This window comes from Nevskia soli, assembly GCF_903970205.1.
Taxonomy (GTDB): Bacteria; Acidobacteriota; Terriglobia; order Bryobacterales; family Bryobacteraceae; genus Bog-113.
In genome coordinates this window covers 1-4,050 of record NZ_CAJCHS010000010.1, presented here as the reverse complement: position 1 = coordinate 4,050, position 4,050 = coordinate 1, and the positions used below count along the sequence as shown (strand labels likewise).

Below are 4,050 nucleotides of genomic sequence, written 5' to 3'. Positions count from 1 at the left end.
TGTTCCGAGCCGATCAGATTCTGGCCGCCCTCGCCGCGGGTCAGCGAGAGATACCCGGCGCGCAAGTGCCGACCGCGCGAGAGCCAGGCGAGGACTTGGGTGTTCTCATCGTCGGGATGCGCGGCGATCATCAGCGCGCTGCCGACGTGACGGACCCGCGCCAGATCGTCCTCGATCGTCTCCGATCCCGGGGCCGTGGTTTGAGCAGGGCACAGGCGCGCAAGAACGAATGCAATAAGAGGGGCGAGCCCCCGCACGCTCGCCTGGGTCCGGATCATCTATTGAAGATGTTAGTCGATCGGGTTCGGCTTCCGGGAAAGCCGCCTTTCGGAGCCGCGAAGCAAAGGAGCGGACGATTGCGGCTGCGGAACGTCGATATCAACGAACAACCGCTCCGTCACCGTCGCGGCTCGGTATCGGACTAGTCCTGCCGATGCCTCTCCGAGACATCCCCGGCTTACTCACGTGCGCGGCTCAGTAAAAAATCACTGCGTTACAGAGCCGCGACGGTGACGGAGCGGTTGTTCGTTGGCGATACCGACGTTCCGCAGCCGCAATCGTCCGCTCCTTTGCTTCGCGGCTCCGAAAGGCCGCTTTGTCGGAAGCCGAACCCGATCGACTAACATCTTCAATAGATGATCAGGACCCAGGCGAGCGTACGGGGACTCGCCCCTCTAGCATTATTTCTAGCCCGCCTGTGCGCGGCTCAAACCGCGGCCCCTGGATCGGAGACGATCGAGGACGATCTGGCGCGGGTCCGTCACGTCGGCAGCGCGCTCATGATCGCCGCGCATCCCGACGACGAGAACACCCAAGTCCTCGCCTGGCTCGCGCGCGGACGGCACTTGCGCGCCGGGTATCTTTCGCTGACCCGCGGCGAGGGCGGCCAGAATCTGATCGGCTCGGAACAGGGCGATGCGCTGGGGATGCTCCGAACCGAAGAGCTCCTCAACGCCCGCCGCATCGATGGCGCGGAACAGTTCTTCTCCCGCGCGGTCGACTTCGGCTTCTCGAAGAGCCCCAAGGAAGCGATCGAGAAGTGGGGTCATGACGCCATCCTCTCGGATATCGTCTGGGTGATTCGCAGCTTCCGGCCGGACGTCATCATCCTGCGCTTCTCCGGCACCCCGCAGGACGGGCACGGGCATCACCAGGCGTCGGCGATCCTGGGCAAAGAAGCGTACGAAATCTCGGGCGATCCGACGCGCTTCCCCGAGCAACTGCAGTGGGTCAAGCCCTGGAAGGCGAAACGGCTGGTCTGGAATGCGTTCGCCTTCACGCCGGAACAGAAGAAGAAAGCCGAAGCGACGCCCAACCGGATCACGGTAGACGCCGGTGCGTTCGATCCGGTGCTGGGCCGTTCGTACGCGGAGCTGGCCAGCCTCAGCCGCAGCCAGCATCGCAGCCAGGGCATGGGCGTCCCTCTCCAGCGCGGACCGGCTCCCGACTACTTCGTCCCGGTGGAAGGCGACCCGGCGAAGCAAGACCTGTTCGACGGCATCGACACGACGTGGAACCGCATCCCCGGCGGGAGTGCCGTCGGTGCGTTGCTCGATGACGCCGCCGCGACGTATTCGCCCACGCATCCGCAAGCCATCGTCCCGATGCTGGCTAAGGCCGCGGAGCAGGCGCGAGCTCTTGCGCGCGCCGGCGAACCTTGGGCCACGGAGAAGTTGGCCGAGATCGAAAAACTGCTGGAACTCTGCTCCGGCATCTGGGCCGATGCGACGGCCGATGCGTATGCGGCCACGCCCGGTTCAGCCTTCAAAATCACGGTCTCCGTCCTGAAGCGGCTACCCGGCGACGTGCGGTGGAACAGAGTCACGGTGGCGGGCCTCGGCCGCGACCAGTCTCAGGCGGTCGGTACAGCACTCGGCGATGACCAGCCTGCCGAGAAGAAGGTCGATGCGCCGATCCCCTCGGACGCGGGCTACTCGCAGCCCTTCTGGCTCATCGAGCCGCGCAATGGCGACCGATATGTCATCCGCGATCAGAAGCTGATCGGACGTCCCGATCCCATCCCCGTGCTCACCGCGGAATTCGACTTGACCATCGGCGGCGCCGAAGTTCGGCTGAAACGGCCCGTGCACTTCCGCTATGTCGACCCCGTTCGCGGCGAACTGACGCGGCCGATCGAGGTCGTGCCGCCCCTGTCGATCGATCTCCCGCAGCGCGCGGTCCTGTTCCCCAACGGTGAGCCGCGGCGCGTCACGCTGCAGGTTCGGTCCGAAGCGGGCGCGGAATCCGGGACGGTCAAGCTGAGCGTCCCCAAAGAATGGACGGCGCACCCCGATACCAGTCAATTCAACCTTGACGAACGCGGCAACCAGCTCGAACTGGCCTTCGATGTGACCCCTCCGAAGGGAGGGACCGCGAGCGACCGGTTCAAGGCCGTCGCTATGGACAACGGACGCGAGATCGCGACCGGCATGCAGTGGATCGACCATGAACACATCGAGCCGCAGGTGATCTTCCAGCCGTCCGAAGGCGCGCTGGAGCCGCTCGATCTGCACGTGCTTGCGCATAACATCGGCTACGTGATGGGCGCGGGCGATGCCGTACCCGACGCCATTCGCCAAATGGGATGCGACGTTGAGTTGCTGACCGAAGCCGACCTGTTGCGCACCGATCTCTCGCGCTTCGACGCCATCGTAACCGGCGTTCGCGCCTACAACGTGCGCGCCGATCTGAAAGCGGCCGAGCCGCGGCTGCTCGAATACATCCGCAACGGCGGAACGCTGGTGGTTCAGTACAACGTGCTGAAGTATTCGCGGTTCACGGGCGAGTCCACGCAGCCGGGCTTTCTCCATCCGTTCCCGCTTGAGATATCTACCGATCGCGTGGTCGAGGAGGATTCTCCGATTACGCTGCTGGACGCGCGAAGCCCGCTCTTGACCACGCCGAACCAGATCACCATGCAGGACTTCAAGGGCTGGATTCAGGAGCGCGGACTCTACTTCGCGAAGAAGTGGGACAAGCACTACGTCACCGCGCTCGCCACGCATGACGCCGGCGAGGAGGCTTTGCCCGGCGGCTTGCTCTACGCGCGCTACGGCAAGGGCGCTTACGTGTTCACGGCGTACTCGTGGTTCCGGGAACTCCCCGCCGGCGTTCCCGGCGCGTATCGGATCTTCGCCAACCTGCTGAGCGCCGGCAAGACCCTCAACGCGGCTGGAGTCACGGCGGAAAAATAACCGTTCGCGTTGTTGCCGGCGCCCTCACGGCGTTGACCGGAGGCTGGATTTTAGCCGGATCGGGTGTATAGTTGGTTAGGGATTGGTCGCCCGCAAGGGGCGCCTGAGCCTTTACAAACCTGACTTTCCCGCAGGTGTTTGCGCCCCGGGAGACACCGCGGGGCTAGCGCGATGTGCAGGAACGGGTTTGGCCGGAAGTTGCGCGGGAAGATTGGCCGCCGGCGCGCCTGCCGGACCAGCGGTGGACGGAGACGCTAGAATCTGCGTCTTGTACCACTGCGATTCTCGGTTGTCGGTACCGAGGGTCGGATCGGGATACGGGCGATCTTCGCGCGCCCGGATCGCTTGATTCTGGCTTGGCGTGCAGCTCTTCAGGCTGGCAAGGATCACACACAGCAGCAGCGTTTTTTGCATATCCTCGGACCTCTAAGCATACCGAACGCGCTTTGCTCGCCGCAACGGTCGGGTACCGTTGGCTGCCTAACGTTGACTTCAAATATCATCGGACGTCGACCTGCTTAGGCCGGGGCGCAGCAGCCAGCCGATCCAGAAACAGGTCCAGGAAATCGCGCACATTCACGTCGGTTGCGACGCGCGTGGTTCCCCCGCCCGATGCGTCGGGCCGGAACACGGTCATGCCGTTCGTGAGCGGGCTATTGGTTTCGACCTGAACGGCGCCGGACTGCGTCTCGATCAGATTCGGCCGGATGACGCTCGCCACGGCAAGCGGGTCATGCAGCGTCGGGAACTGGCCGGGGTTCGCGGATTGCCACAGCCCGATCAGCTGCATCAGAAACTGCGACGCCGGGTTGTGGGCCGCCTTCAACCGATCGAGGTCCGCGCCCTGCAGCTTGCA

At 64.5% G+C, this 4,050-nt stretch carries 3 protein-coding genes; 1 reads left to right on the top strand and 2 read right to left on the bottom strand.

Features of this window, described 5'->3' with window-relative positions; all coding sequences use genetic code 11:
• Window positions 1–278: hypothetical protein (locus H1Y01_RS00570; protein ID WP_180538148.1), on the bottom strand; the 278-nt coding region annotated here is incomplete at its 3' end.
• A 357-nt stretch (window positions 279–635) separates the two neighbouring features.
• Here H1Y01_RS00570 and H1Y01_RS00565 point away from each other — a divergent pair.
• Window positions 636–3,194, top strand: a complete 2,559-nt coding sequence (locus H1Y01_RS00565; protein ID WP_180538150.1) for a PIG-L family deacetylase — start codon at window positions 636–638, stop codon at window positions 3,192–3,194.
• Window positions 3,195–3,693: 499 nt separating this feature from the next.
• On the opposite strand, the gene H1Y01_RS00560 is transcribed toward H1Y01_RS00565, so the two are convergent.
• On the bottom strand, window positions 3,694–4,050 hold a 357-nt coding region (locus H1Y01_RS00560; RefSeq protein ID WP_180538149.1), incomplete at its 5' end, for a nucleoside hydrolase.

Excerpts from the sequence above, each read along its gene's own strand:
- H1Y01_RS00565 (WP_180538150.1), top strand. The coding sequence starts at position 636 with ATGATCAGGACCCAGGCGAGCGTACGGGGACTCGCCCCTCTAGCATTA.